The following is a 26,408-nucleotide window of genomic DNA, read 5'->3' as shown; positions in this document are numbered from 1 at the left end:
TAACTAAATCTTAGTTCCACACTCTTCACAGAACTTGGAACCTTCCTTATTTCCAAATCCACAATTTGAGCATTTTCCGGGTTGAGCTATCTCTTCTGGATTTCCTAAAAGAATTACTTCTCCAACTTTTTTGATATTACTCCATGGAATACTGCCTTCAGAACCGTCATTTTTAGTAATAACTAAAACCATTGATTGTGTAGAATCAATTCCAACTTGTTTTGCAGTTCCAATCTTATTTGCATTTTCATCATACACTCCTCTTCCTTCAATGGAGCTAACTGATGTTGCTGGACCTGGTTGTGTAACTGTTTCTTGTGGAGTTTGTATTGTAGGTTCTACTGTAGGTTCTACAACTTGTTGTGGTGTACTTTCAACTGAAGGCTCTAATGGCTTTGCAACTCCTACATCCCCAGCTTCATCTTGTTTTCTAAATTCTCTATATTCTGCAATTGATGCATTACATGAATTGCAAATGTATTGACCTTTTTCATATAAGATTAAATTTTCTGCAACTTCTTCATTGGGATTTTCAAACTCTATCTTTGGAGAGCCCTCAAATTCTTTTTCACAAGTATTGCAAAAATGTTTAGTAATTCTTTCAGCTTCTAGTCTTCCAATTGGTGCTAAAAATAGATCTGGACCGCCTAGGTTGCCTTTCATCTGTTGTTCATCTGAAACTGTAGCCATAACATAGCCTCCAGAACCCCGTAATTTCTTTAATCTAAGCTCTGAACTCATGTCTGGGTTTTGTCAAAACGTCATTTAAGTATATATGAAATTTTATTGTACAACAAAAAATATGGTGTTAATTCTGGTGAACATTTTTAGGTACGTTTAACTCAATAATATTAGAATGGGAATTACTCAAATTTCAGATGCAAAGTCATGGGAAGTCGATGTGATAAATTCTGACGTTCCTGTATTTGTAGACTTTTGGGCCGAATGGTGTGGTCCATGTAGAATGGTAGGTCCAGTAGTTGAAGAATTGGCTAATGACTATGATGGCAAAGTAAAATTTGTCAAGGTTAATGTTGATGAAGCCAATGAATTGGCATCTAAATACAATGTCTTTAGTATTCCAACCTTAATCCTCCTTAACAAAGGAGAAATAGTTAGCCAACAAGTAGGTGCAGCTTCAAAAGAATCATACAAAAATATGATTGATAGAGCACTTGCGTAAACTCAAACACGTTTTCCTCTTTTTTGATCCTAAAGTAATTAATATTCCAAAACTTTAGTGAGAATATGTCATTTGGCGAAGTAGATACACTCAACATGTTATTTGATAAACTACAGAGTTTGTTTGATGAATCTCAAGGCTACTATGAATCTTTTCTAGATACTAACAACATGTACAAAAAGGGTCAAATCAGTGACAAAGAATTCTTCCAAAAATTAGGTGATTATACTGTGGCATATTCCGCATTAGAATTTCTTGCAATCAAAGTAATATTTGAAATGAAAAAATCAATGGGTTCTGGTTCTGGAAATACTCAGTCTCCAGGTTTGATGCCTGGAATGGCCAATCCTGGAATGATGGCTGGAGGTATGGGTGCACCACCTAGAGCAGGAACTGCACAAAATCCAGTTGGCGGAGGTCCACCAGGAATTGTTTCTGCACAAGAAGCATTTGGAGATGTTGGAACTTTACCATCACCTGATCCATCTTTGATGCCAAGACAAACCGCTCCACAAACTAGTGACGGTGGATGCTCTTCATGTGGTGCTGCATTAAGGGCCAATGCAAAATTTTGTACAAAATGTGGCGCTAAAGCATAAAATTTTTTGAAAAATTTTTAATTATTTTATTGTGTTGTACCGCATTCAGGACAAAACTTTGCTGTGGCAGATAAACTAGATCCGCATTCTGAACAAAACTTTCCATCTGACTGTACTTCATTGTATGCATTTCCTACAACTGCTGAACTTCTTACAGCTCCTGATGGTTCATATTTATCATCATCAATTAAGACTGGTTGAAAGTCCTGCTCTGTCAAATAAGTCATCATTCTTGGAATTCCCTCTCCCTCATTTTTTGGATCTGGCACTGAATCACCTAGCCAAAATGCAAATCTCATTAGAGTTAATTCAGGTGTAGAGAATGCTAAAGTATGTTTTGACATGTAATCTTGTGCAGCCTTTTTTCCGTCAAAAACTTCCATGAAGATTATATTTTTTATTTATGTATAATAGTTTCTGGATAGCATTCATTCGAAATGTTTTAACTAAATGGGGAGCTATTATGTTTGGGTTAAGGGGCATGGGAAAAAATGACGTTCTAGAAAAGCTAATTGTGATCGGATTCCTTGTAGGGGTATTTTTGCCTCTGAGATTAATTTTCGTGGAATATGTCTCTGATCACTGGCTAGGCAATTTCGGTCTAATTACTGGATTAGGTATTGTAATTTTGATTTTAGCCAGAAAAGAAAGACTGGGAAAAATTGGAAGTATCTTAGAAAAGCAAATGAAAAAGACTATTTTTGGAAAGACTGGAAAATTTGTAATAGGAATCTCTGCTCTATCCTTGCTTTATTTTGGTAGTTCTATATTTTTCATGGAGAGAGGCGAATCTATTTTTTCTGAGGACAAGGCAATGTTTTATGATGCTATAGTTTCAAACAATGATTTGAATCAAATTAATCCAAACAATCTAAAAAATATTCAGATTGTCTATGATTCTGAGAACCGAATATACTCTACATTTGATTATGCATTTTCAATTACATATGCTATAATGAATGAGTTTTCTGGTGGGTGGTTAGAGCACTTGTATTTCATTTTACTTGTAGAACAAGTTGAAATTTTAGGTATTTTCCTCTTTTGTCGTATCTATTCTAGACCAATTATTTCAACACATACACAGTTTTCAGATTAACCAAACACCATACTAAGTGTAATAATTCTGTGAGATATTTGTGAGAATCTATATTCCAATTAGGCCTTCAAGAAAAAATATTTCTGAAGATACTGATGATGACCTAGATGAATGGTAAATAAATTAAAAATTAAACTAATGTTACATTAATTTCAAAAGTTATGGTGGACCGGGAGAGAATCGAACCCTCGACATCCTCGTTGCGAACGAGGCATTATACCCCTAAATCACCGGCCCAATGAACTATCTCTTAGAGTTGCGCTTTTATTCATTTTCTCAACGCATAATAGACTGCAAGCATAATGTTTTGATATGACGTATGATACTGTGATAATTGATTCACACGTTATTCTTCCTCAAGGGATGGTTGACAAAAATATAATTATTGATGAGGGGAAAATAGTTGGATTAACACATGATACTCCTGCATGTGACAATAAAATTAATGGAAATGGTTTGATCTCTGTCCCAGGTCCAATTGATACTCATGTTCACTATGGGGTATATTCTCCAATTAATGAAGCGGCAAAAACCGAATCACATGCAGCTGCAATTGGAGGAATTACAACAATGATGAGAATGCTGCGATTGGGAGATCCATTTACAAAATCATTACAAGCCCAACTTGATGCGGCATCAAAGTATCATTATGTTGATTATGCAATACACGCTTCAATTTTTACTAAAACTCAAATCAATGAAATGAATTTTTGTGTTGATAAAGGAATCACATCTTTTAAGATTTACATGAATCTAGGCGGTGAAATTGGCCATGTTTACATGGATATGCCGCCTGATTCATTTGATCTTGTTGCAGCCCAAGTTGATGTAACTGATGAAATAGTTGAACAGACAGTAAAGACTGCAGCATCACTTGGTTGTCCAGTACTAGTTCATGCTGAAGACTATGAGTCATGTGGTTGTGGAATTAAAACTGCAAAAGAGAAAAACCAAGATGGATTGCATGCCTGGTCTGAAAGTCGCTCTCCTGAATTTGAGGCAAAAGCAATCAAGACAGTTTCTAAATTTGGACGAGATTACAATTGTGTGATATATTTTGTGCATATTGGTTCTGAGAGGGCTCTTGCACAGATTGAAGAAGAAAGAAAACTTGGCACTAAAATTTTTGTTGAAACTTGCCCTCACTATCTTACACTATCTTATGAGAAACAACAAGGGTATTTAGCTAAAGTAATGCCTCCAATCAGAACAGAAAAAGACTCCAAAGCTGTTTGGAGTGCTTTATCAAACAATTTGATAAACACAATTGGTACAGATCATGTTGCTAATCAATTAAAACTCAAACTTGGTGGAGATGATGTTTGGGGGGCCCTAGCAGGTTTTCCGGGAATTGGAACTGTACTTCCAATCCTGCTCAATGATGGAGTAAATCAAAATAGAATTACTCTAGAGCAATTTGTGAAGTTTACTAGTCAAAATGCTGCTCAAATCTTTGGAATGTATCCACAAAAAGGAACTCTTGAAAAGAATTCTGATGCAGATATTACTATGATTGATTTGAAAAAAGAAAAAAAAGTTACATCTGATTTGTTTGGAGGGTTCTCTGATTATATTGTATATGAGGGAAGAATTCTAAAAGGATGGCCCGTAAAAACACTTGTGCGTGGAGAAATTATTGCTGATAACTTTGAAGTCATTGGTAAACTTGGACACGGCAAACTAGTTGAAAGAAAAATAAATTAAATTTTACCGCTAATTTTATGCGATGACTTTTTATGAATAAAAATTAAATTTATTCTGTTGAATTTTTATTTAGCTTTTTTAATTTTGATTGTTTTTAGCATTTCTATTGTATCTTTTGAAAATTCTTTTGCACAAAATATGTCTCCGCATCATCAATGGAAGAATATGGCAGATCCAGATACTATTACCTGTAAATCTGGTCATTTGTTATTGCAAAAAAATGATGGTACTCCTACTTGTGTGATGCCTTCCACATATCTAATACTGATTGATAGAGGATTTGGCAACTATGATTCATCAATTATGAGTAAACGTCCTGAGATGATGAATCAACTAATGCAAAATATGGTATCAAATGAAAAACTAATGCATCATTGGCATGAGATGATGCAGAAAAACCCCATTATTATGATGAATACTATGAATGATTGGATATCTCAAATGAAGGTGAATCCTGAATTTATGAAAAATATCTTGGGTCCTATGGCAAGTGATCCTCAATTACGTGAAAAAATGATTCAAGCAATGAAAAAACACTCTCACATGGAAAACTCTCTAAAAATGCATTCGGCATGGATGGATTCAGTACATCACCCAATGATGAAATCTGGAATGCATAGTTCTTCATGTTCATGGTGTCCTAGTTACAAGATGGATTCTAGTTCTCCTTCTACCGGATTTTCAAATTCAGATAGAATTATGGATGTTATGCATGAGTTGTGGGTTAATTCTGGAATAAGTTATGAGATTCACCAATTAATGATCCAAAATCCCTCACACATGTCAAAGATGTCTGAACAAATGATGAATCCTATACTTGATTCAATAATGGATGATGAAGATTTACGTCGACAAATGATAGAATTATTGTTAGAACATCCTGAATTTATGAATTCTATAAGACATTCTGAAACAAACACTGATCATTAAAATCATTTAGGATAATTTGCAGAGTGTTTTAATTGGAAAAAATACCCATTAAATTAATTGAGAAAAATACCAATAGAAAAAAAATACCAAACAGCATTAAATGATTTAATTGATTATTTAAAAAATTCACGATTTCTAAATGATAAAAAAATTGAAGATGCTTTTAGAAATATTCCTAGACATGAATTTGTCCCAGTATCTGAATTAGACTATGCGTATAACAATGAACCTCTCCAAATTATGAAAAACCAAACTATTTCTCAACCAGGTGTAGTTTCAAGAATGACAGAATGGCTAGATGTTAAGAAAGGACAAAAAATCCTCGAGATTGGTACTGGTTCTGGATGGCAAAGTGCAATCCTTTCTTACTTGGTCGGTGGAGGAACTGTTTATTCTGTTGAAAGACATACACAACTCGTAAAATTTGCAGAAGAAAATCTAAAAAAATTCGACATAGATAATGTTCATGTAATTCTTGGTGATGGTAGTGTTGGATATGAAAAAGGATCACCTTATGATAGAATTATAATCACTGCAGCATGTACTGCAATTCCTTTACCAATAATTGATCAACTAAAAGAAGGTGGACTCATTATTGCACCCGTTGGTAATTCAACACAATCATTAGTTTTACTACAAAAAACATTCAAAGGAATTATTGAAATTAAAAACGAATCACATTATGTATTTGTTCCATTACGTGGAAAATTTGGGAAAAATAGATGATATTTTTTATATAATATCGAATTTGCCATTTGTTTTAGCTCTGTAAATGACATCTGGTTTTCTTAGAAAAATACCTGACTCTAAAACTCCTGTAGTTTGTTTGATTTTTTGAGTCAGAACTTTAGGATTCTTAATTGTTCCAAAATCACAATCTAAGATTATGTTGCCATTTTCTGTAAAGAATGGGTATCCTCTATCTAGTGAGCGTAATTCTGCCTTTCCTCCTAATTTCTCAATAGATCTGAGTACTGAATTTCTTGCAAGTGGATGAATTTCTACTGGAACAGTTCTGGTGAAATTTTTTACAAACTTTGACTTGTCTGCCATTACTACAACTTTTTTTGCAAGACTAAACAAAATATTTTCTCGTAATAATGCACCTCCTCCTCCTTTGATAACATATTTTTGAGAATCAATTTGATCTGCCCCATCAAATACGATATCAATATGATTAACCTGATCAGCCTCTGCTAATGGAATACCAACTTTTTCTGCAATCAATTTGATTTGCAATGATGTTGGAATTCCTATGATGCTATAATTTTTTAATTTGATTAATTTTCCAAGTGATTTTACCAGTGTAGTAGCTGCCCTTCCACTGCCTAATCCAATGACATAATTGTCTTTAACTAACTTTAATGCATCATTTGACAATGCCACGATGGCATTATCGAAGGACAATTACTCTACCTCAGCTTGATCGAGCTTTGATAAAACTCTCATGATGTTTCCTTTGATTTTATCTAAATCATCAGTATCATCATCAAAGTCATCATCTATTGTTGTAGTCTTTGGTTTTTCTGGTCCTGGTAATGCTTTGTGTTCTGTAATTTTTGCTACTTCTTTGTTTATGTCTGGTTTAGTTTCAATACTTGTTTCTTGTTTTGGTGTTACTGATTGAATAATCTCTATTTTGTCTTCAACTTTTGGTTTTGGTTGAATTATTTCTTCAACAATCTCTTCCTTAGGTTTGATTAGTTCAGTTTGAATTACTCTTGGTTCTGGCATTGGTTTGACAACTTGTTTTTCTTCTTTTTCAAAGAGTGGAAATTTTGGTTCACTTTTTGAAATGTTTGTTAGCGTAGTTAATTCAAATGATTGTCTTGATTTTGTAGAAGGAATTTCAATTGGTTTTGACTCTATCTTCTTTGGAATATCAAAGTTGAATGTATTTTTGAAAGACTTTGAAATATCTTGTTTTGATTCTTTCTTTACTTCTTTCTCTTTACTTTCTGTCTCAGCTTTAGAAGTTACAATCTTTGATGATAGCTCATACAATCTATCATCTAATTTTGATAGTTTCTGATCCATCAAAGTAATCAAACCATCTCCTACTGGTCCCAAGTCAGGATGCTTGCTTGCCTGATCTAGTTTTTCTAACTTTGCTAAAACAATTCCCAATTGATGTTGATATTTGAGTAATAGTTTGTCTTTTTGAATTTTAGAAAACTCTGTATCTGCTTGATATAATCTTGAAATTGTTTTGGTTAGAATATCTTTTTCTATTTTTAGAGAATTAATTTGACTTTTAATGTGAGAGCTAGCACCTAAACTGAGTAATTGATTTTTGTCTCTAGGCATTTTTCGTACTGCAGCAGCAGTTGCAACACCTGCTAATGAACTAAGAATTAAAACAATTTCTTGCATCTATGTATACCATTTAATCCAGGAATACTTTCTGCGTTTAGCCTCTGGGAATCCACAACTTGCACATTCGTGGTGACGCTTATGGAGTGAGTTTTTACCACATCGTCTACATCTGATGTGAACTTTTTTCTTTGTAAAACCACCCATAGAAGTTGTGCCTTTAGTCATCTCAAATCACCTAATGCTGTGCTGGTGGAGGAGATATCATAACGACATTGTCTCCTCTAACTACAATGCTTCCAAGGCTTTTAGAATCGCCTTCAGCAGGAATTTCCTCTGAAGAATCGAGTAGCAGGTTCATGTGTTGGTCAAAACCAAGAAGCATGCCTCTAATGGTTTTGTTTCCTTTGAGCTTTATCAATACGACTTGATTGATACTCTCATCCAATACTTTTACTGCCATATCAACGGACATCTATAATCACTTATTGACTTGGATATTGAGGCGTTATATTAAATTTCCATTGGTGAAACTATGAGCTATGCCCAGTAAGGCAAGTTTGACACCTTTTTGATAGATTATTGATGATTTCAGCTAAAATTGCTTGTCCATCTTTCTTTGTTGCTTTAGTTGGATCTCCCCAAATTCCGTTTTTGGTAGCTTTTGGAAATGATTTATTTGCTAATTTTCCAAGTTCTTGAATTTCCTTTTTTGTCATTTTGTCTGTAATTAGCCCTTTTTTGGCTGAACCCATTTTGATATTTTTTGAGATTGCAAGCATTAGTGATGTTTCAACAAATCCTGCATGATCAAACTCTCTTTTCATAAAATGCCAATAAGATAACGAGAAAACCTTTAGCTTGTTTTTTGAGAGTTTCTTTAGTTTGACATCTATGTTTTTTATTGGCTTTAGATTACCATGATGCCCATTAATTATGAAAACTGTTTTAACGCCATTTGATAGTAATGACATACACAAATCAGAAAGAACTGTACGGAGAGTTGATTCTTTAATACTTAGATTGAAAAATGGTGCGTGCTCAAATGATACTCCGTATGTAATGGTTGGAAGTAGAAGAAACCTATTTTTCTCAGAAATTCTTTTTGCAACCTCCGTTACAATATCTGTATCAGTTGATATGGGTAAGTGTGGACCATGTTGTTCAATTGAACCTACTGGAATTATTGCAATCTGTTTTTTCTTTAAAATTGATCTTCTAAGATTTGGATCAAACTGAGATTTGATTTCTACCATCTGATTCACTTAGATTTAATGTGAACCTTTCTCCAACGAACTTCTAGTTTGTTTTCTAGATGCATCTTTGTTGCTTTTAGTAGAGTATCTGCCTCTAGTTTTTGTCCCTTTGCCTTTATTTTTTCAAGAGTATCATTAGGATTAACCTTGAAAGAATCTTGGAATATAATTGGTCCTTGATCCAAGTTTTCCGTAACGTAATGTGAAGTTACACCAACAATTTTTGTGCCTCTCTCAAAAGCTTGTGCATATGCTAATGCACCTGGAAATGCCGGTAGCAATGAAGGATGGATATTGATGATTCTATTTGGATATCTCCAAACAAAGTTGGGGCTAAGAATTCTCATGTATCTTGCAAGTGCTATCAAATCAATGTTGTATTTTTTACAAATTTGAATAATTTTCTCTTCTGCTTTATCTTGATTTTTTTCTTCTACTGATACAAATGGAATATTTGCTTTTTTTGCTAGTGGTTCTAATGTTTTTTCAGTACCAACTATGACTGATATTTTTCCTTTTAGAGACTTTGCATTTTTAAGAATAGTTTCAAGGCATAATGGTTCTTTTGTTACAAATACTGCAATATTTTTTTGAGAATTAGTTTCATGATGTGTGCTTACATCCATCTTTTCTTTTTTACCCAAACTTTGAATCTCTGAATCAAATTTCTTTACATCCAATGATTTTGAGAATGATACTTCCAAATACATTCCAAAAAGACCTTTGATTACATTCTGATTTACTTTCTCAATGTTACCGCCTTTTGAAAATGCAAAATTAGTAAATGCAGCAACAATTCCCTCTCTGTCTTTACCAACAACTGTAATTCCAACTACTGTCTTTTTCATGACTTTGTTTCATGAATATTTTCTCATTATTAATCATTCACAGAAATAAAATGGTGCGGGAGGTGGGATTTGAACCCACGAACTCCTAAGAGATAGGGTCCTAAGCCCTACGCCTTTGACCAGGCTGGGCGACTCCCGCAACGATTTTGCCATTAAACACAAATTTATCTATTATTGAATACTTTCATGGCAAAATTTTTTGGAACTAATGGAATACGTGGTGTTTTCTCAGAAGATTTTACTTTAGAATTTGTACATGATATGACTTTGGCTATTGGAACTTATTTTGAGAGAGGACCTATTTTAATTGGATATGATGGAAGAGAATCAAGTCCGATCATTTGCAAGGTTGTAAGCTCAGCTCTTAACTCAATTGGTATTGACTGCAATGTTGCAGGAATTGTTCCAACACCGTGTCTCGAATTTGGTGTAAAGAGTTTAGGGTATTCTGGTGGTATTATGATCACTGCATCGCACAACCCATCCCAATACAATGGAATCAAGCCTGCTGCAAAAGATGGTGTAGAGATTTCCCGAGATGATGAATTAATCATTGAAGACATTTACTTTAAAAAAAATTGGATTACGAATCCATCCAAATGGGGTACTACAGGAACTGAAGAGAGGACAATTGAGACCTACTTGAATGGAATTTTATCTCATATTGATTCTAGCCTTATAGAATCAAAAAAGTTTAGAGTTGTTTTAGATTTAGGAAATGGTGCACAGGCAGTATCTGCACCAGATTTTTGTAAAAAGTTACAATGTGAAACCTTTTTGGTAAATCAAAGCATTGATGGCAATTTTCCAGGTCGTGGTTCAGAGCCAACACCGCAAAACCTCTCTACACTTTCACAGACAGTTCTTGAAAAAAAAGCAGATGTTGGAATTGCTTTTGATGGTGATGGGGATAGAAGTATTTTTTGTGATGATAAAGGTAATATTTTAACTGGTGACAAGTCTGCACTTTTACTAACCCAACATATCCTAAAGAAGAATCCAAATTCTTTGGTTGTGACTTGTTTGAATTCAGGCTCTAACATTGAAAACATTTCTGAGAAGTTTAATTCCAAAGTTCTCCGAACTAAAGTTGGAAGTGTTGAAGTGTCCCGGAAGATGGTTCCAACTAATGCGCTAATTGGATTTGAAGAAAATGGTGGATTCATGTATGGCAAGCATAATCAAGTAAGAGATGGCTGTATGACGTTAGGATTAATGCTTGATCTTTTGGCAACTTCTGGAAAATCACTGTCTGATGAGATTTCACTTTTACCCCCTTCCTTTACTACCAAGGACAAGGTATCGTGTCCTTCTGAAAAAGTAGATGAATTGATCTCTTCTCTAAAAGGAGAGTTCCCAAACTCCGATACCGCAGATGGAATCAAAATTTCAGATGATCCCAAAAACTGGGTAATGATTAGACCTAGTGGAACAGAACCAATAGTTAGAGTATATGCAGAAGCTGAAAGTCAAGAGAAACTAGACTCTTTGATGACGGAATATCTCGAAAAAGTCAAGACAATCATTTCCCGATAACACTTTTAAAACCATTCCAACGTTTTGAGAGAATGGAGAATGAACCCTAAGGGTGACGAAGTATGGGAAAATCATATTATGTTAAATTTGAAACACCAGAGGACCTCGTAAATCCAATCTTAGAGGCAGTTAGAGTAGCATCAACTAGCGGTAAAGTAAAGAAAGGAACTAACGAAGCCACAAAGGCAATCGAACGTGGTACTAGCAAACTAATTGTTATCGCTGAAGATGTAGAACCACCTGAGGTAGTAGCACATCTTCCAATTCTATGTGAGGAACAAGGTGCAGCATATGCATTTGTACCAAGCAAACAAGAATTAGGCAAGTCTTTGGGTATTGATATCACTTCTGCCGCTGCAGCAATTTTGGATGCTGGTGATGCACAACACATCGTAGACCAAGTTGTATCATCAATTGCTAAAATTAAAGGCGGTAAGACTGAAGAATGAGTCAAAACGCTGAAGAAGTAGTTCAATCTGAAATTATTCAAATTGTTGGTAGAACTGGCATTGCTGGTGAAGTTATTCAAGTTAGAGTGAAAGTTCTTACTGGTAAAGATAAAGGTCGAATACTTACAAGAAACGTCAAAGGTTCTGTTAGAGCAGGAGAAATTCTAATGCTAAGAGAAACAGAGAGAGAAGCAAAGAAAATCAAATAGGTGATATGATATGAGTCTTTTAGTTAAACCATGTAATTTCTGTGACAGACCTGTAGCCAAAGGTTCTGGTACAATGCTTGCCAAAAACGATGGAACTGTTCTATGGTTTTGCTCTTCAAAATGCAAAAAGAATATGCTGGAACTAAAACGTGATCCAAGAAAATTAAAGTGGACAAAGAAATACGTCAAAGGCGGCATTAGAAAGAAGTAGAATTGACTGAACAATCTCTTTTCATTGTAAAGCCAGATGCAGTAGCTAGAAATCTAGTCGGTGAAGTAATATCAAGATTTGAAAAAAAAGGATTCAAACTATTGAAATTAAAGATGTTTACATTTTCTCAACAACAAGCAGAGAACTTTTACGGTGTACATAAAGACAAACCATTTTTTGGTGAATTAACATCCTTTATTACTTCAGGACCTGTTGTTGCAGCAATTATTGAAGGAAATAATGCAATTGCAACTACTAGAATTATGATTGGCGCTACAAAATCATTTGAAGCTGAACCTGGTTCTATCCGAGGAGATTATGGTTTAGGATTTAGTGAAAACATTATTCACGCATCAGATTCACAAGAAAGTTTTGATCACGAATCGAGGGTAGCATTTGAGTGATCTGATTTGCAAATTCGTCAGCCCATAGTGGCAGTTCTTGGTCACGTAGACTCTGGAAAAACATCTCTCTTAGATAGAATTCGTGGAACTGGGGTTCAAGGTAGAGAAGCAGGAGGTATCACTCAACATATTGGTGCAAGCTTTCTTCCGTCTGAGACAATCAAAGAGACATGTGGAATACTATACAAAAAACTTGAACAGGCCGAACACAAGGTACCAGGAATTTTAGTTATAGACACACCTGGACACGAAGTTTTTACAAATCTTCGTTCACGTGGTGGTTCAGCAGCTGACATAGCAATTTTAGTGGTTGATGTTAATCGTGGATTTCAACCACAAACAAATGAAAGCTTAAAAATCTTACAGAGCAGAAAAGTTCCTTTTGTTGTAGCCCTTAACAAATGTGATCAAATTTCTGGTTGGAGAAAATCAGATACAAAATTCATTTCTCAAGCAATCAAAGAACAAGACGCTTCAATTCAGACAGATCTTGATCAAAAAATCTATGATGTTGTAGGTACTCTGTCAATTCTTGGATATCAATCAGAGGCATTCTATCGTGTTAAAGACTTTAAATCCGAAATAGCTATTGTTCCAATCTCTGCAAGATCTGGTGTTGGAATACCAGAACTTTTGAGTGTTTTAGTGGGATTAACTCAACAATATCTCCAGAAAAGGCTCAATCAGGAAGAAAAAGAACCACGTGGAATTGTTTTGGAAGTAAATGATGAAGTAGGATTAGGACAAACTGCCAATATTATTTTAATTGATGGATCAATAAAAAAAGAAAATAGCATTGTGGTAGCAAAAAGAGATTCTGTAATCGTTACAAAACCCAAGGCCATATTATTACCAAAACCTCTTGATGAGATGCGAGATCCTCGAGATAAATTCAAACCAGTACCACAAGTTGATGCAGCAGCAGGACTGAAAATTGCATCTCCAGATCTTGAAGGTGTGCTTCCTGGAAGTACTCTCTATGTTGCTACAAATGATGCTGAGATTGAAAAATTCACTAAACTAATTGAGGCTGAAATGAAATCTGTCTTTATTGATACTGAAACAAATGGAATAATCCTCAAATGTGATACTATAGGCTCACTTGAAGCGATTATTGAGATGCTTAGACGCTCACAAGTGCCTGTGGCGAAAGCCGACATTGGTCCTGTAAATAGACGAGATGTAATGGAAGCAAAAGCAATCAAAGAAAACGATAGGCATCTTGGAATAATTTTGGCATTTAATGTAAAGATTTTACCTGATGCAAAAGAGGAATCAGAGGATAGTCACATCAAAATTTTCGAAGACCGAGTAATCTACAGCTTGATTGATAATTACAATGCTTGGGTTGAAGAAGATACTGCAAATGAAGAAGATGCAATGTTTGCAGAACTAACTCCAATAGCAAAATTTAGTTTTCTAAAAGGAATGATCTTTAGAAATAATAATCCTGCAGTATTTGGGGTTCGCGTGGATGTTGGAAATCTAAAACATAAAGTTCCATTTATGAATATGTCTGGACGGAAAGTTGGAACAATTCACCAACTACAGCTTGATAAAAAAACAGTATCTTCTGCAAAGGCAGGGGATGAAGTTGCGTGCTCTGTTAATGATGTAACAATTGGAAGACAAATTTTCGAAGAAGAAGTTTTCTATACATTTCCTCCATCACCAGAAGCTAAAAAATTACTCACCAAGTATATGCATAAGCTAAGTCCCGAAGAACAAGAAGTTCTAAATGATATAGTTAGAATTCAAAGAGAAAAAGAACCAATTTATGGTTATTAATTATTGAGAGTGCTTTTTACAGATCATATGAATTCCAGGAGCCCCTACTGCGCCCATCATTTTATCTACAATCTGGCCTGACTTGAACATGATAAATGTTGGAATTGATTGTACGCCAAACTTCATTGAGATATTTTGATTTTGATCCACATTTACTCTAGCAAATTTTACATTAGGATATTTTTTTGAAAGGCTCTCAAATATTGGATGCATAGATTTGCATGGACCACACCATTCAGCCCAAAAATCTACCAATGTTGGATTCTCAGCTGAAACCACCTGATCGAAATTAGAGCCATTCAAATCTATGATTCCAGGCTCAATTTTGGGCTGATTTTTTTGGTTGAGCATTTCTGCTAGTTTTTTTTGCATTATTTTTTGAATTTCTGGATCTTCAGACACAGATTACAAGAATATACTTCTACTAAAAAATCTAGCCTCACATTTAATCATAAATTAGCACTATGAAAAAAATTACTTTTTGGTTATATGCTAAATAGAACAATTTTCATTATGAAAAGAACTTGCAAACATTGCAATACTGAATTTGAGAATAGGTATAGTGATTTTTGTTCTCAATCTTGTTCTATGGATTATACCCAAAGTTTAATCCTAAGTCAACAATCAAATGATGATCAAATTTATGCTGATTGATTTCAACTAATCCTTTTCTGTTTTAATAGGGATTGCTTCAAATCTCCTTGATTTACAAATAGGACATTGGTCTATGTATTTTGTAAAGCTGACCGAAGTATATGCAATACCACAATCACCACAAATTCTAAGATTTCGACTTAGCTTACCCATGCTAATTCTCATAAAACATTATGATTAAAACTTAACCTTTTTTATGAGTTACCAAAATTGCCACCAAGGTTTTACAACTTGTTTTTCAATAATTGTACATACACCTTCGATAAGTTTTGTTCCAGGACCACATATTCCAAACTTTTTCTCTACTACTTTAGGTTCATCCAAACCTACAGCCTGATAAATTGATTCATACTCTGAAAAATTATCATCAAACCATTTCTTGTAGCTTGCCTCATTGTTGTACCTGTCAACATAACTCTGTGGATCTTTTGCTTCATCAACAAATGAAGCTGGAATTTGTAATGGTTCATCCAAACCTACAGCCTGATAAATTGATTCATACTCTGAAAAATTATCATCAAACCATTTCTTGTAGCTTGCCTCATTGTTGTACCTGTCAACATAACTCTGTGGATCTTTTGATTCATCAACAAATGAAGCTAATCCAAGTTCTTCAGGATCTGTTTTAGGTTCAGGTTCTAGCTCTGTTTCAGGTTCTGAATTACCTATAACATCATTTACAGTAATTGTAATTGCTTTTCTATCTGATAATCCATCCTTTTTTGCTACAACATCAAATGTGTATGTTTTCCCACCATCTGATGTTGATGGAGTCCATGAAAACATGCCTGTATTTGAAATAATTTTTGCACCCGCTGGTGGATTTTTCTCTAAGCTAAACACTACGTCTTTTACTGATTTATCTACGAGTTTAACAGTGAAAGATAGGAATTTCCCTTCGTCAATTGTAAGTTTCCCTAGAGGGCTAATTTGGACATTTGTTGATTTTGGTGTGGCAGAAAATTCATTTGATGGTTCACTTATTCCAACATTATTAATTGCTGAAACCTTATAGGTATACTTTGTATTTGTAATTAGGTTTGTATGTGCGTATGTTCTAGTTGTACTTTCAGAATCTTCAACTAGTGTTGTATAGGGATTACTGTCTTTTTTCATTTCAATTTTATAACCTGTGATTGGCGTATTTCCATCCTCAACTGGTGGACTCCATGATAAATTGATTTGAGTTCCTGAAACAACTGTTGCTGTTAATTTAATTGGTGGTGAAGAAACTGTCATTTGAACTGCAGTAGATTCTATGGGTTCTTCTGATGTATCTACAGAATCATCTCTTGGAGTTGCCGATGCTGTGTTTGATTCTTGTGTAGAACCAAACCCAATCTTTGCACTTACTGCAAAAGAGTATGTTTTGTCAGTTGCTAAATTACTAACAATTAATGTTCTAGTACTACCGCTTGTCTCACCAACGTTGTCATAGACTCCTGGAATAATTTCTCGTTTAATTTCATATCCTTTTATTGTTTGACCAAATGTTTCTGATGGTGGTAACCATGAAAGCTTTATCTGGCTGGGAGAAATTGCTGTTGCAGTTAATGCCGCAGGAGTTGTGGTATGTTCTGGCTTTACAGAAACAATTGATGATGAAACACTTGTGCCCTCTGAATTAATAGAATATACACGATAAAAATAAACTTCATCTGAATCCAGTCCTTGATGAATAAATGATGTAGATTTGCTTGCAGTGTTTGCAGTAATTATTATGAAATCTCCTGAACTAATTTTGTATTCTATCTTATATCCGGTGATTTCAGGCACGCTTTCATCCATAATAGGCTTGTTCCAAGAAATCATTACTGATGTTGGTGATATTGGAAATGCCTTCACATTATCTGGCTTATCTGGAATTAATGCAACTGGTTCTGGATTTACATTAAATGCTTGTATTCTATCATTATCTGAATCAGCTACAAACAATAAATCATTTGTTGGATTAAGTGCTATTCCCATAGGGGAATCAAAATTTTCATCACTTGTTCCCAAAGTACCGAATTCTTCTACAAAACAAACACCATCAACAATTTCCTCAGTTCCACTAGGGCAAGTTGTATCATCAATTATTTCAAATATCTGGATTCTGTTATTGTCGGTATCTGAAACGTAAAGAAGATTGTTTGTAGAATCAAATGCTAGACCTGAAGGATCATCAAATTCACCATTATCATCTCCTGAAGTTCCAAACTGTTTTACAAAACAAACACCACCAACTGATTCCTCAGTTCCACTAGGGCAAGTTGTACCATCAACTAGTTCAAAAATTATAATTCTGTCATTTCCTGAATCTGTAACATATAACATATCTTCAGAGTTATCAATTACCATGTTTGTTGGATTTTGAAAATCATTGTTACCATCAAATGAATCAAATTTAAACAGAAAATCCCCTGTAGAGTCAAAAACGGAAATTGAATCCCTTTCAATATCAGAAACTAGAATATTATTCGTTGATTCTTGTATTGTAATTCCTATGGCTGACCCAAGATATTCATCAATACCACTATCTGATGATCCAAATTTAAATTGAAATTCTCCATCATCATCAAATACCTGAATTCTAGAGTTATCTGAATCTACTACAAAGAATTTTCCTAATGCGTCCCTTGCAATACTGATTGGATCGTTGAATTGACCATCCCCGTCTTCATTTGCCCCATCAGCATCACTATTACAATTCTGAATTTCCACAATATCACAAAATGACCCATACAGAAAATCATCATCTCCATCATCTTCAAACACATTAATTCTATTATTCTTGTTATCTACCACATAGAGGTTTTTTCCATTTTTATCCATAATTACATCAGTTGGTGTATCAAGCTCATCATTGTCTGAGCCTGTTGTTCCAAAGTTGAAGGCAAACTCTGGTTGGGCATATCCACTTTGAATTGATGCTATGCAAAGCAGAAATAGTATGCTAAAAATTATTTTCATCTTCAAGTTGTAATTATTTCCTTAATTGGAAATTTATTAAACTGGATAATTAATTTCACTACTCATTTGATCAATTGAGGTTTACACTATTTACAAGATTTTTTAAATTTTGATGTATTTTCTTGATTTCAAAATTATGATTGCGGGTGCCACAAAATACACTCCTATATTCATCATAATAACACCTATACCATAACCTAAAACCTCTGATTCTGATTCGGCAAATGATAGGATTGACAATGATGATAATAATGGGGTGATTCCAATCTTTACTGCTTCTCTAAATACTGGATTTTCTCTTTCAATATCTGCGATTGTTGGTGAGAATGAATAGTAGAGTTGGTTGAATCCTGTCATAAATGATGCACCTGAATCAGTATTCATTAACTGATTATCACGAATTTCTCTGAGTAATTGAACTTGTGGAGCCATCTCAGTACCATATGTTGCTGTTGCAATGAGGCAACCCCCTCCTTCAGAATTATCTACAATCACACATACTCCATCTACCAAATCAGTTCCTTCACCACACTCGCCACTTTCTGGTTCTTCCATTTCTGGTTCTTCCATTACTGGTTTTTGAATACCTACAGCATCGTAAATTGTAATGTCTGGATATGTCTCATCAAACCACTTTTTGTATGTGACTTCTTTATTGTATCTGTCAATATAGTATTGAGGATCTAAATTTGGATCAACAAATGCTGCTAACTCTTTAGGCTCTTCAATTCCTACAGCCTGATAAATTGATTCATACTCTGAAAAATTATCATCAAACCATTTCTTGTAGCTTGCCTCATTGTTGTACCTGTCAACATAACTCTGTGGATCTTTTGCTTCATCAACAAATGAAGCTGGAATTTGTAATGGTTCATCCAAACCTACAGCCTGATAAATTGATTCATACTCTGAAAAATTATCATCAAACCATTTCTTGTAGCTTGCCTCATTGTTGTACCTGTCAACATAACTCTGTGGATCTTTTGATTCATCAACAAATGAAGCTGGAATTTGTAATTCTTTAGGTTCTGGCTCCGGTTCAGGTGTGGTTTGTTTTGGTTTTGGAGCAGGTTCTTCATATGCCTTTTTTACAGTAATTGTAATTTTTTCCTTGTCTTCTTGGCTTCCTTTATTTACAACAATATCAAATGTGTAAAATACATCTTGGATGTTTCCTTGAGATTTTGATGGTGTCCAAACAAACTTACCCGTACTTGGATCAATTGTAGCACCAGTTGGTTCTCCCTCTAAACTAAAAACTGCATCTGTGATTGAACTATCAATAAGCCCAGCAGTGAATGAAATAGTTTTTTCTACTTCAACTGATCTATCTGCAATAGTTTTTAGTTGTAATACAAAGTCTGGAACCTGAAATAATTTTTTTCCATCAAACTCTAATTGAATTGTAATTCCGTTATTCTGTGTTTGATTATTAGTAAATGCTGTGGCATTATAGATCCCTTCATCTTCAAAGAACATTGTTACTGGTCTTGGAATTACAGAAAATTCCCCTTGACTTGGATTAATATCTGATAACATTCCTATGTATGTTCCTGACCAATCATAAATTATGACAAAGACTTGCTCTTTACCCTCCTGATTTCCAATAAAAGTAAAATTTTCATCAGTTGTGTAAAACCCCTTTTCTAGGGACATAGAAGTTACATTTGCATAAGCTGGTGTAATTACAACTAGCAATAACAATAATGCCGTTAATCCCGATAATTTAATGAGCACAATGATGCTTGAAATAGTTTATTTTTAAAAAACACGTATAATTTCTTCTTGCTTTGAGCGAATAAATTTTCACCACCCTCACAAATCAAGTAAAAATCTCATGTAGACTTTACCATTTGTTCTAATTTCCATGTCATAAAATGTTGGGGCCTTTATCTCCACCTTGAAATTGTGTTTTTGAACATCAAGTGGCTCCCCATATGCTGTTGCCTTGATGGTATAGCCGTCATTTTCCTCAATATTAAACTCAATTCGTTTTATTGCAAATCCTTCAGTTATCAAAAGAAATGGGATCTCTTCAAGCCAGCTAAACAGAAGATAACGTAAATCTTTTCCATTTGCATTGAAATCCATTTTGCCTTTTTCTTCAACTTTGTCTTGATCAAGTGTTAGATTAATTTCTGCTTCTGCGGCTAGAGCAAATGCTTCTTTGATATCTTTTGCAGTAATTTCGATAATTGCATCTGTTGCATGATCTAAAAACTTGTAACTCAATAGTATTTTTTAGAAAACTTTCTGATTATTAATCTAGTCTATATGCAATATGGGCAAAAAATGTTTTTCATGATTCTAGTTAATTACTCTTTGACCGTATCGTCTTAAGATATGATTTATTGTTTCTAGTAATGTTGTTATTTTAGGAAAATCTGAACTCATTAAATCCTTTCTAATGATAGACAAATGATATCTATTTTGTTTTATCTCTCGTAGTTTTTTTGATTTTGATGCATCAGAATTTTTCAAATCACTCAAGTTTGCTGAAATATCGCAAAGTTTGATTAGCTTGGCATCAAATGACGCATCTTTTAGTTGTAATCTGTATGCTTTTTCTCTTTGCTTTCTGGGTAGTGTTTTATCTTCAGTTAAAGATGATACAATTACTGAAATTCTATTTCCAAATTGTTCATACAAATCATCAAAACTGACATCAGTATCCTCAATAATCTCATGAAGCCATCCTGCACTTAGAAGTTCTTCGTCAATAACACCTAAACCCTTGAGTCTATTCACTACATCTTCTAGATGCTTTGAGAAAGTACTGCCATCCTTTCTCAAATGTACCGCATGTTTCTTTTTTGCAAGAAATTCTGCACTTTTTACTAATTCCAAGATTTATTTCTGATGTGGTAAAATTTGTATTTTCATAATTGCATGGACTATTGTGCTTTCTCATCCATTTCAATAATTCCAAACATATTCCCTTCAGTGTCAGTACATTGTGCAAACCACCCTATTTTTGGAATTGCCATTTTTGGAACAATTAACTGCCCACCTTTTTCTATAATTTTTTTAGAATAGTCATCAAGTGATGGAACATTAATGGTATTTGATATTCCTATTTGTCCTGTCATTCTTTTTGATAAACCTCCATTAATTCCGGGCTCTTCTGTTCCTGTGGTAGCCATCCAATAGTCCATTGGTCCATCCCATTTCTCAAATTTCCAATCAAACACTTCTTTGTAGAATTTTTGTGCCCTTTCAGGATCATCTGCGGGTATATCAAAATGAGAAATTCTTGGCATAATTTTTGATCTCACTGAATTATTTAAAACTGAGCTTTTAATTTTGAAAAATTTCAGTATTTTAAAATTGGATACTTTATGAAATTATTTTATGAAAGCTGCTTATTTTGATGGCGAAAAAATGATTTTTGATCAAAACTATCCAAAACCACTTTCTTCTGAATCACTTGTTAGAGTAAATTTGGCAGGAATTTGTGGAACTGACTTGGAGATCCTTGATGGATACATGAAGTACAATGGAATATTGGGTCATGAATTTGTTGGAACTGTAGAAAAATCAAAAAATTCTGAACTAATTGGAAAAAGAGTTGTAGGTGAAATTAATGCTGGATGTGGATCTTGTGAAACTTGTAAAATCGGAATGTTTCGTCATTGTCCAAACAGAACAGTTCTTGGAATTTTAAAAAGAGATGGAGCATTTGCAGAATTTGTTTCACTACCAGAAAAAAACTTGCATGTTTTACCTGATTCAATTAGTGATGAGCAAGCTGTGTTTATTGAACCACTGGCAGCAGCATTTGAAATCAAAGAACAAGTAAAACTTGATCCTTTATGGAATGTAGCAGTGATAGGTGATGGAAGACTAGCACAATTAATTGCAAGAGTATTGAAATTATCTTGTAAGAATATCACCTGTTTTGGTAGACACAAAAATAAACTACAAAGTTTAGAGAAACTAGGAATCAAAACAAAGATTGGAATTGAACCCTCAGATGAATTTACTTTTGATTTAGTGATAGAAGCTACAGGTAGTAATTCAGGATTCTCTGATACTATGAAATTAACAAGACCACGTGGAATTGTAATCTTAAAATCAACTATTGCTTCTAGAGAAAATTTAGATTTGACTCCTACAGTAGTCAATGAAATAACTCTAATTGGTTCTCGTTGTGGATTGTTTAAACCGGCAATTGATGCACTAGCCACTGGAATAATCACAGTTGATGATCTGATTGATTCTACATTCCCTCTTGAGAAATTTCAAGATGCAATTATTCATGCAAAAAAGCCTGATACACTAAAGGTATTCCTTAAACCATGATTTGAATTATTTTTACATATGAATTGATTATTCTAAAGGAAAATCAATGTTACAACAAGTACATTTCCCTCTTTTACCTTTGTAACGTATTTCAAAATATTCGATAATCTCTGTACTGCATACCCAACATGTGATTTTTTCATTTTGCTCTTTCACGCTAATAGATGCTTTTCATAGTTTTTATTTATGATGTAAATTTTCTTAATGAAAAATATGAACCAGAACATTTGGAAGCATCCAAATCTCAAAAATAAAAAAATGAATTAAATTATAAAATATTATTTCAATATGGCTAATTGTTTAAAGCAGGCCATCAATCCATACACCTCGTCAGATGTAAGCTCCCTTTCTTGTTTGATTGCTATTTTTAACATGTCTACCATTATGCGAAATTCCTTTTCTTCCATTACTCCCCTAAAATTCGAATTTTTTTAAATTATAAATCTCTTATTTTGAAATATTCCATTTAATGGATCTATTTTATGATCGATCAATTTTGTTTATTTTAGAAATTTAAACTTGAAAAAATAAACTGTCAAATTTTTTAAAAGCAATTTATGAAAAAATCGATCACAGATTTTTTTAAAATGCTTATTTTGATATTTTCTCACAAGATTGAAAAATAGGTTTTTGACTTTACGAAAATTCCCATAATTGTCATGTAAAGTGACTAAGTCTATCATAGTTTTCACTCGGAAAGTAATTTAGTAAGATTTCATTTCCAGAAGCAATTGGAACCATTTGATTCATTCCTTATTTGGATTGCAGAGTTTTTAGGAGAGCATCTATACGAAGGAATCTTCTTGGCCGCATTACTTGAGACTATTGTTCCTCCAATTCCCACTCTTGCAGTATTTCCTACTGCTGGATTCTTGGCATCTCAACAAGGTATCTCTCTAATTGGTCTTATTCCTATGATTCTACTTGGGGGAATAGGTGCTACAATAGGTACATCTGCAATATACCTAATTGCATTAAAACTAGGTAGAGTTGTTTTAATCCGTTATCTTCGATATGTTAGAGTATCTGAAAAAAAATTAGAGCGAGTAGAGATTTGGTTTGAAAAATATGGTGACAAGGCTGTATTTTTAGGAAGAATGGTTCCAGTAATGAGAGAAATGATTTCAGTTCCAGCTGGATTACTAAAAATGAGAATTCCAAAATTTGTTATTTACACATTTGGAGGTTCATGTGTTTGGTCTACTGGAACAATTCTATCCGGATATTATTTTGGAGAGGCAATTGGACTTGGCACTAGCACTATGGCATCATTGCCTTAAATATCAAAAAGGTACTATAACTTGTAACATCCTACTGTTTGGCTGGATGCATAGCAGAGATTCTTCAATGCTCCCCTAGTTATTGAAGAATTTCTGTTTAAAAATTACCTAATGTTTTTTGTCTTTTCTCTTCCCAAATCAATTCACTCATTCCTAATTGCATCCGCAAAGAATTTGCAGTAGCAGGACCAAATCCTTCAAAATGATTATTTGTCATTACCATTGCAACTGGAATGTCTTGAATGCTTTCTAGTTTCTTTGCCCAGTCTGTAATCTTTTCTTTTCTATCTTTTGTAACTTTGCCAAATTCTGAGTCTGGAATGGAACGATCTCCAATTAATCTAACGTAAAGATAATTTGCTGTTACTGGAAATGGGTTGTTTATTCCTGCAACATCATTCCATACTAGGCAGTGTTTGTTTTGTTTTAGATATGACAATGCGTCATCTGAAAACCATGATTCATGTCTTCCTTCAATTGGATACAAAAAATCATCAGGCAAAATATCAAATAACTCTTCTAGTCTTGGTTTTGCCTCATCAAATGACAGGGATGGCGGTAATTGCAAAACCAGGGCTGACACCTTTTCGTGAATTGGAATGAGAGAAGACAAAAATGAAAAAACTTCGGAATTTACATTTTCTAACCTCTTTTCATGCGTAATAAGTGATGGAAATTTGGCTGTAAATCTAAAATGCCGTGGAGTGTCTGCATTCCATCTTCTTACAATCTCTTGAGAGGGAATTTTGTAAAATGTAGAGTTTATTTCAGTAATTTCAAAAATTTGTGAATAATACCTTAGCCAATCTTGACTCTTTAGATTTCTTGGATAAAATGTACCTGACCATCCTTGATAGCTCCACCCAGTACATCCTATTTTGATATTCATAATAATGGTTGATTATGTGGTATTTTTAAAAATTTGAAAGCTGACTGTTGCGGATTAATCTTTACTCAGCCTTGCTGTATGCATAGACCGGTAAACAATCACCAGCATTTGGACAATAGGTTATTGTGTCAGCTTTCTGATATACATTGGGCATTCATTAAATAAAAAGTAGATCCCAAATCTCAACTAGTGTTAATTGGATTTGTAAGAAATTTCTTCTCCAAATTAATTTAAGAATAATTTCTACTTGATGTTTATATTAAAATTCCAAAATATGAAAGATGTGTTTAATTTCAGAAAGAAAAGAGAATTTGTATTTATTCGTATTCCTTCAATCCCATCAAGTAAAATCCCTAAAGACTAGATTTTGATGAATCCGTTATTTATCATCCATTGAATGTTTTTGAAAAACTCTTCATCTGATATTAATCCCTGGCTCCACCATCCAGCATCTTTTCGTAACCATGATGGTAATTCCTCTTCAGAGTCTCCTTCAAATGTTGTTCCAAATGGCATTGAAATGATATTATTTTCTAAAAGATATTGGAGTCCTGATGAATAGTCGTTATCTGATATTTGATTTAATGACCACCACTTTGCAGTATTTCTAACCCATTCAGGAATTTTAGAAATTATTTCGACAAAATGTTTACCATCTTCAGTTCTACACTGTCTTGGATATGATTCCATTATAGGATTTCCAGATTCGGCACACTCCTCAAAACTATTGATTGTATCTAATGGAGATATTCTCAAAATTTTATCATCATTAGGATTTGGAAATCCTCTACCATCCTGATTGCTTGTAAGGATGTACAAAAACCCATCAGGTCCAGTTTGCACATCACGTAGTCTTCCAAATTCATCTTGGAATAGTTTTTGGTGTAAGACAACCAAGTTATTTTCTAAATCAAACTCTATCATGTGAAGATGACTTCCTCTGAGTGTAGCCACAAAATATTTCCCTTTCCAGTCAGGGATTTTATCTCCAGAGTAGAACTCTGCACCTGATGGTGCCCATGTATCATCACCTGTGTGCAGGATAGGATTTTGCAATCCCTCTGATGTTTCATCACCAATTATGTCTGGCCAGCCATAATTTGTACCTGAAATTATCACATTAATCTCATCATGGGCTACTCCTCTCCATCCTGATGGTCCATGTTCTGTTGCAACCAAATTCCCAGATTCATCCCAATCAATCCCTTGAGGATTTCTATGGCCAATTGAATAAATCGGAGAATTCTTCCATGGGTTATCATTAGGAATTGTTCCGTCAGAATTAATTCTTAGAATCTTTCCGCCTAACGAATTCAGATCTTGAGCTAATTTTGGATCTCCTGCTTCCCCTGTTGTAATGTATAATTTTCCATCTGGGCCAAATTGAATTCTTCCTCCATCATGAAATGGCCCGCCAGGAATTCCATCAAGTAATATTTTATCTTCTGTTAATTCTCCATCTGTAAATTGAAATCTAACAAGTTTGTTTATTGTTGATAAAAATTCATTGTATGTATAATAGATATAGATGAAATTATTTTCTTCAAATTTTGGATCCACTGCAATTCCTAACATTCCTCCTTCAACTCCTCCAACACCAAGTGACAATATGGGCTCATCCAACAGTGTTCCATTTTCAATAATTCTGATGTGTCCGTTTCTTTCTGTAAATATGACGGTCCCATCAGGTAACCAATCAATACTCCATGGGATAGTGAGGTTGTCAGCTACTATGTCCACTTTCACTCCAAGATCATGATATTCTTGAGCAAGTGCTACAGGTATTGAAAACAAAAAAATTATAA

The 26,408-nt window shown here is 34.1% G+C and carries 31 protein-coding genes and 2 tRNA genes; 14 read left to right on the top strand and 19 right to left on the bottom strand.

Annotation, left to right across the window (positions count from 1 at the left end; genetic code table 11):
- Positions 1-3 precede the first annotated feature (3 nt).
- Positions 4-741, bottom strand: a complete 738-nt coding sequence (locus NADRNF5_RS09790; protein WP_048118148.1) for a PRC-barrel domain-containing protein — start codon at positions 739-741, stop codon at positions 4-6.
- Positions 742-856: 115 nt separating this feature from the next.
- On the opposite strand from NADRNF5_RS09790, the gene trxA (NADRNF5_RS09785) reads away from it, so the two are divergent.
- Together trxA (NADRNF5_RS09785) and NADRNF5_RS09780 are read left to right on the top strand one after the other, a co-directional pair.
- Entirely contained in the window at positions 857-1,183 is a 327-nt protein-coding gene (gene trxA / locus NADRNF5_RS09785; protein ID WP_048118145.1) for a thioredoxin, read from the top strand.
- 65 nt (positions 1,184-1,248) lie between these two features.
- Positions 1,249-1,782, top strand: coding sequence for a zinc ribbon domain-containing protein (locus tag NADRNF5_RS09780; protein ID WP_048118141.1), 534 nt, complete (start codon positions 1,249-1,251; stop codon positions 1,780-1,782).
- Positions 1,783-1,808: 26 nt separating this feature from the next.
- Here NADRNF5_RS09780 and NADRNF5_RS09775 read toward each other — a convergent pair whose 3' ends face one another.
- Positions 1,809-2,165, bottom strand: coding sequence for a zinc ribbon domain-containing protein (locus tag NADRNF5_RS09775; protein WP_048118138.1), 357 nt, complete (start codon positions 2,163-2,165; stop codon positions 1,809-1,811).
- Positions 2,166-2,263: 98 nt separating this feature from the next.
- Between NADRNF5_RS09775 and NADRNF5_RS10770 the strand changes: the two genes are divergently transcribed.
- Complete coding sequence (locus tag NADRNF5_RS10770) at positions 2,264-2,878, top strand: hypothetical protein (RefSeq protein WP_148313096.1); 615 nt, start codon at positions 2,264-2,266, stop codon at positions 2,876-2,878.
- 162 nt (positions 2,879-3,040) lie between these two features.
- Here the strand turns inward: NADRNF5_RS10770 and NADRNF5_RS09765 are convergent.
- Positions 3,041-3,115: transfer RNA gene (locus NADRNF5_RS09765), tRNA-Ala, on the bottom strand.
- Positions 3,116-3,190: 75 nt separating this feature from the next.
- Here NADRNF5_RS09765 and NADRNF5_RS09760 point away from each other — a divergent pair.
- From NADRNF5_RS09760 to NADRNF5_RS09750, 3 genes are all read left to right on the top strand, one after another.
- Entirely contained in the window at positions 3,191-4,582 is a 1,392-nt protein-coding gene (locus NADRNF5_RS09760) for a dihydroorotase (RefSeq protein ID WP_048118135.1), read from the top strand.
- Between the two features lie 165 nt (positions 4,583-4,747).
- Complete coding sequence (locus tag NADRNF5_RS09755) at positions 4,748-5,512, top strand: hypothetical protein (protein ID WP_237089275.1); 765 nt, start codon at positions 4,748-4,750, stop codon at positions 5,510-5,512.
- A 57-nt stretch (positions 5,513-5,569) separates the two neighbouring features.
- Positions 5,570-6,238 carry a protein-L-isoaspartate(D-aspartate) O-methyltransferase gene (locus tag NADRNF5_RS09750; RefSeq protein ID WP_237089274.1) on the top strand — a complete coding sequence of 223 codons (669 nt, stop codon included), beginning with the start codon at positions 5,570-5,572 and terminating at the stop codon, positions 6,236-6,238.
- A 6-nt stretch (positions 6,239-6,244) separates the two neighbouring features.
- Here NADRNF5_RS09750 and rpiA read toward each other — a convergent pair whose 3' ends face one another.
- The 7 genes from rpiA to NADRNF5_RS09720 all read right to left on the bottom strand — a co-directional run bounded on the left by rpiA (position 6,245) and on the right by NADRNF5_RS09720 (position 10,068).
- Positions 6,245-6,919 (bottom strand): ribose 5-phosphate isomerase A, encoded by a 675-nt coding sequence (rpiA, locus tag NADRNF5_RS09745; RefSeq protein ID WP_048118132.1) that lies wholly within the window; start codon positions 6,917-6,919, stop codon positions 6,245-6,247.
- Positions 6,920-7,885 carry a hypothetical protein gene (locus tag NADRNF5_RS09740; RefSeq protein ID WP_048118129.1) on the bottom strand — a complete coding sequence of 322 codons (966 nt, stop codon included), beginning with the start codon at positions 7,883-7,885 and terminating at the stop codon, positions 6,920-6,922.
- Entirely contained in the window at positions 7,886-8,053 is a 168-nt protein-coding gene (locus tag NADRNF5_RS10970) for a 50S ribosomal protein L37e (RefSeq protein ID WP_014964369.1), read from the bottom strand.
- 10 nt (positions 8,054-8,063) lie between these two features.
- Positions 8,064-8,300, bottom strand: a complete 237-nt coding sequence (locus NADRNF5_RS09735) for an LSm family protein (protein ID WP_048118126.1) — start codon at positions 8,298-8,300, stop codon at positions 8,064-8,066.
- Between the two features lie 58 nt (positions 8,301-8,358).
- Positions 8,359-9,081: a creatininase family protein gene (locus NADRNF5_RS09730; RefSeq protein ID WP_048119551.1), complete on the bottom strand. Its 723-nt coding sequence runs from the start codon at positions 9,079-9,081 to the stop codon at positions 8,359-8,361.
- 5 nt (positions 9,082-9,086) lie between these two features.
- The gene (locus NADRNF5_RS09725; RefSeq protein ID WP_048118123.1) at positions 9,087-9,929 is read right to left on the bottom strand and encodes a formyltetrahydrofolate deformylase; all 843 of its coding nucleotides are present in this window, start codon (positions 9,927-9,929) and stop codon (positions 9,087-9,089) included.
- Between the two features lie 51 nt (positions 9,930-9,980).
- Positions 9,981-10,068, bottom strand: a tRNA-Leu gene (locus tag NADRNF5_RS09720).
- A 47-nt stretch (positions 10,069-10,115) separates the two neighbouring features.
- On the opposite strand from NADRNF5_RS09720, the gene glmM reads away from it, so the two are divergent.
- The 6 genes from glmM (at position 10,116) to infB (ending at position 14,526) form a co-directional block, all read left to right on the top strand.
- Positions 10,116-11,465, top strand: coding sequence for a phosphoglucosamine mutase (gene glmM, locus NADRNF5_RS09715; RefSeq protein WP_048118114.1), 1,350 nt, complete (start codon positions 10,116-10,118; stop codon positions 11,463-11,465).
- 62 nt (positions 11,466-11,527) lie between these two features.
- Complete coding sequence (gene rpl7ae / locus NADRNF5_RS09710) at positions 11,528-11,914, top strand: 50S ribosomal protein L7Ae (protein ID WP_014964374.1); 387 nt, start codon at positions 11,528-11,530, stop codon at positions 11,912-11,914.
- Positions 11,911-12,123: a 30S ribosomal protein S28e gene (locus NADRNF5_RS09705; protein ID WP_048118111.1), complete on the top strand. Its 213-nt coding sequence runs from the start codon at positions 11,911-11,913 to the stop codon at positions 12,121-12,123. The genes rpl7ae and NADRNF5_RS09705 overlap by 4 nt, the downstream gene beginning before the upstream one ends.
- 10 nt (positions 12,124-12,133) lie before the next feature.
- Positions 12,134-12,334 carry a 50S ribosomal protein L24e gene (locus tag NADRNF5_RS09700; RefSeq protein ID WP_048118108.1) on the top strand — a complete coding sequence of 67 codons (201 nt, stop codon included), beginning with the start codon at positions 12,134-12,136 and terminating at the stop codon, positions 12,332-12,334.
- Positions 12,335-12,336: 2 nt separating this feature from the next.
- Positions 12,337-12,738, top strand: a complete 402-nt coding sequence (gene ndk, locus NADRNF5_RS09695; RefSeq protein ID WP_048118105.1) for a nucleoside-diphosphate kinase — start codon at positions 12,337-12,339, stop codon at positions 12,736-12,738.
- A gap of 6 nt (positions 12,739-12,744) precedes the next feature.
- Positions 12,745-14,526, top strand: coding sequence for a translation initiation factor IF-2 (infB, locus tag NADRNF5_RS09690; RefSeq protein ID WP_082052012.1), 1,782 nt, complete (start codon positions 12,745-12,747; stop codon positions 14,524-14,526).
- Here the strand turns inward: infB and trxA (NADRNF5_RS09685) are convergent, their stop codons facing one another.
- From trxA (NADRNF5_RS09685) to NADRNF5_RS09660, 7 genes are all read right to left on the bottom strand, one after another.
- Positions 14,527-14,928 carry a thioredoxin gene (trxA, locus tag NADRNF5_RS09685; protein ID WP_048118092.1) on the bottom strand — a complete coding sequence of 134 codons (402 nt, stop codon included), beginning with the start codon at positions 14,926-14,928 and terminating at the stop codon, positions 14,527-14,529.
- Between the two features lie 258 nt (positions 14,929-15,186).
- Positions 15,187-15,333, bottom strand: coding sequence for a hypothetical protein (locus NADRNF5_RS11485; protein WP_192828325.1), 147 nt, complete (start codon positions 15,331-15,333; stop codon positions 15,187-15,189).
- A 48-nt stretch (positions 15,334-15,381) separates the two neighbouring features.
- The gene (locus tag NADRNF5_RS09680) at positions 15,382-18,132 is read right to left on the bottom strand and encodes a fibronectin type III domain-containing protein (protein ID WP_048118089.1); all 2,751 of its coding nucleotides are present in this window, start codon (positions 18,130-18,132) and stop codon (positions 15,382-15,384) included.
- A gap of 102 nt (positions 18,133-18,234) precedes the next feature.
- The gene (locus NADRNF5_RS09675; RefSeq protein ID WP_425339014.1) at positions 18,235-19,788 is read right to left on the bottom strand and encodes a CFI-box-CTERM domain-containing protein; all 1,554 of its coding nucleotides are present in this window, start codon (positions 19,786-19,788) and stop codon (positions 18,235-18,237) included.
- Positions 19,789-19,947: 159 nt separating this feature from the next.
- Positions 19,948-20,364, bottom strand: coding sequence for an archease (locus NADRNF5_RS09670; protein ID WP_048118083.1), 417 nt, complete (start codon positions 20,362-20,364; stop codon positions 19,948-19,950).
- A gap of 75 nt (positions 20,365-20,439) precedes the next feature.
- On the bottom strand, positions 20,440-20,979 hold the full coding sequence (locus NADRNF5_RS09665) for an HD domain-containing protein (protein WP_048118080.1): 540 nt from the start codon (positions 20,977-20,979) through the stop codon (positions 20,440-20,442).
- 47 nt (positions 20,980-21,026) lie between these two features.
- Positions 21,027-21,392, bottom strand: a complete 366-nt coding sequence (locus tag NADRNF5_RS09660) for a VOC family protein (protein WP_048118077.1) — start codon at positions 21,390-21,392, stop codon at positions 21,027-21,029.
- Between the two features lie 91 nt (positions 21,393-21,483).
- Here NADRNF5_RS09660 and NADRNF5_RS09655 point away from each other — a divergent pair, with 91 nt between their 5' ends.
- Positions 21,484-22,434: an MDR/zinc-dependent alcohol dehydrogenase-like family protein gene (locus NADRNF5_RS09655; protein ID WP_048118074.1), complete on the top strand. Its 951-nt coding sequence runs from the start codon at positions 21,484-21,486 to the stop codon at positions 22,432-22,434.
- 731 nt (positions 22,435-23,165) lie between these two features.
- Positions 23,166-23,714 (top strand): DedA family protein, encoded by a 549-nt coding sequence (locus NADRNF5_RS09650; protein WP_048118070.1) that lies wholly within the window; start codon positions 23,166-23,168, stop codon positions 23,712-23,714.
- A 97-nt stretch (positions 23,715-23,811) separates the two neighbouring features.
- On the opposite strand, the gene NADRNF5_RS09645 is transcribed toward NADRNF5_RS09650, so the two are convergent.
- Both NADRNF5_RS09645 and NADRNF5_RS09640 read right to left on the bottom strand, forming a co-directional pair.
- Positions 23,812-24,603 (bottom strand): DUF72 domain-containing protein, encoded by a 792-nt coding sequence (locus NADRNF5_RS09645; protein WP_048118067.1) that lies wholly within the window; start codon positions 24,601-24,603, stop codon positions 23,812-23,814.
- A 360-nt stretch (positions 24,604-24,963) separates the two neighbouring features.
- The gene (locus NADRNF5_RS09640; RefSeq protein WP_237089273.1) at positions 24,964-26,397 is read right to left on the bottom strand and encodes a PQQ-dependent sugar dehydrogenase; all 1,434 of its coding nucleotides are present in this window, start codon (positions 26,395-26,397) and stop codon (positions 24,964-24,966) included.
- Positions 26,398-26,408 lie beyond the last annotated feature (11 nt).

It is taken from the genome of Nitrosopumilus adriaticus (genome assembly GCF_000956175.1).
GTDB classification, from domain to species: Archaea; Thermoproteota; Nitrososphaeria; order Nitrososphaerales; family Nitrosopumilaceae; genus Nitrosopumilus; species Nitrosopumilus adriaticus.
The sequence above is the reverse complement of the archived record's forward strand: the minus strand, read 5'-3'. Positions and strand labels throughout refer to the sequence as shown.

Coding starts and splice junctions, on each gene's coding strand:
- glmM (WP_048118114.1), top strand. CDS start 10,116: ATGGCAAAATTTTTTGGAACTAATGGAATACGTGGTGTTTTCTCAGAA.
- NADRNF5_RS10770 (WP_148313096.1), top strand. CDS start 2,264: ATGGGAAAAAATGACGTTCTAGAAAAGCTAATTGTGATCGGATTCCTT.
- NADRNF5_RS09730 (WP_048119551.1), bottom strand. CDS start 9,081: ATGGTAGAAATCAAATCTCAGTTTGATCCAAATCTTAGAAGATCAATT.
- NADRNF5_RS09790 (WP_048118148.1), bottom strand. CDS start 741: ATGAGTTCAGAGCTTAGATTAAAGAAATTACGGGGTTCTGGAGGCTAT.
- NADRNF5_RS09735 (WP_048118126.1), bottom strand. CDS start 8,300: ATGTCCGTTGATATGGCAGTAAAAGTATTGGATGAGAGTATCAATCAA.
- NADRNF5_RS09700 (WP_048118108.1), top strand. CDS start 12,134: ATGAGTCTTTTAGTTAAACCATGTAATTTCTGTGACAGACCTGTAGCC.
- NADRNF5_RS09760 (WP_048118135.1), top strand. CDS start 3,191: ATGACGTATGATACTGTGATAATTGATTCACACGTTATTCTTCCTCAA.
- NADRNF5_RS09660 (WP_048118077.1), bottom strand. CDS start 21,392: ATGCCAAGAATTTCTCATTTTGATATACCCGCAGATGATCCTGAAAGG.
- NADRNF5_RS09775 (WP_048118138.1), bottom strand. CDS start 2,165: ATGGAAGTTTTTGACGGAAAAAAGGCTGCACAAGATTACATGTCAAAA.
- trxA (WP_048118145.1), top strand. CDS start 857: ATGGGAATTACTCAAATTTCAGATGCAAAGTCATGGGAAGTCGATGTG.
- rpl7ae (WP_014964374.1), top strand. CDS start 11,528: ATGGGAAAATCATATTATGTTAAATTTGAAACACCAGAGGACCTCGTA.
- NADRNF5_RS09755 (WP_237089275.1), top strand. CDS start 4,748: ATGGCAGATCCAGATACTATTACCTGTAAATCTGGTCATTTGTTATTG.
- NADRNF5_RS09780 (WP_048118141.1), top strand. CDS start 1,249: ATGTCATTTGGCGAAGTAGATACACTCAACATGTTATTTGATAAACTA.
- NADRNF5_RS09725 (WP_048118123.1), bottom strand. CDS start 9,929: ATGAAAAAGACAGTAGTTGGAATTACAGTTGTTGGTAAAGACAGAGAG.
- NADRNF5_RS09675 (WP_425339014.1), bottom strand. CDS start 19,788: ATGTCCCTAGAAAAGGGGTTTTACACAACTGATGAAAATTTTACTTTT.
- NADRNF5_RS11485 (WP_192828325.1), bottom strand. CDS start 15,333: ATGGGTAAGCTAAGTCGAAATCTTAGAATTTGTGGTGATTGTGGTATT.
- NADRNF5_RS09740 (WP_048118129.1), bottom strand. CDS start 7,885: ATGCAAGAAATTGTTTTAATTCTTAGTTCATTAGCAGGTGTTGCAACT.
- NADRNF5_RS09680 (WP_048118089.1), bottom strand. CDS start 18,132: ATGAAAATAATTTTTAGCATACTATTTCTGCTTTGCATAGCATCAATT.
- NADRNF5_RS09645 (WP_048118067.1), bottom strand. CDS start 24,603: ATGAATATCAAAATAGGATGTACTGGGTGGAGCTATCAAGGATGGTCA.
- NADRNF5_RS10970 (WP_014964369.1), bottom strand. CDS start 8,053: ATGACTAAAGGCACAACTTCTATGGGTGGTTTTACAAAGAAAAAAGTT.
- NADRNF5_RS09655 (WP_048118074.1), top strand. CDS start 21,484: ATGAAAGCTGCTTATTTTGATGGCGAAAAAATGATTTTTGATCAAAAC.
- NADRNF5_RS09705 (WP_048118111.1), top strand. CDS start 11,911: ATGAGTCAAAACGCTGAAGAAGTAGTTCAATCTGAAATTATTCAAATT.